Origin of the sequence: Paraburkholderia sp. SIMBA_054 (genome assembly GCF_046534875.1) — a bacterium.
GTDB lineage: Bacteria > Pseudomonadota > Gammaproteobacteria > Burkholderiales > Burkholderiaceae > Paraburkholderia > Paraburkholderia hospita.
The window spans coordinates 1-402 of the sequence record NZ_JAWRXV010000293.1; the positions used below are offsets into that span (position 1 = coordinate 1).

The 402-nt window shown below is 60.7% G+C and carries 1 pseudogene; it reads left to right on the forward strand.

The window, feature by feature from the left end:
* Positions 1-281, forward strand: a pseudogene (locus SB822_RS55175) (hypothetical protein); the annotation flags it as partial.
* Positions 282-402: the final 121 nt, after the last annotated feature.

A 402-nucleotide genomic window follows, 5' to 3' on the forward strand; every position in this document is an offset into this window, starting at 1 on the left:
TCATCGGCGGATCAACCGAGTGGAAGGAATCGACAGCCGAAGCGTGGGGGCTACTCGCGCGTCGACGCAATTGCCATCTGCATGTCGGGCGGGTCAACTCGGCGCGCCGTATTCACATCTGTGCGGCCGCCGGCGCTGACAGTTTCGACGGCAGCGGGCCAAGCCGCTTTTCCAACGCGTTACCACGGCTAGACCGGGCGACCCGGCAGCCTGACCTTTTCGCAGCGGCCGACCAGTCGCTCGAAGAGGCAAAGGCAGCAAGTCTGGGTCTGACCTTGTAACGAACACATGACTTTTTAACCCTTTCGGGAGCCGACCCCCGAACGGGTCGCTCCCATCTTTTCCGGAGCGAACGATGGACCGTGACATTCATACCTTGATGGAAAACGCCATTGCGTCGAT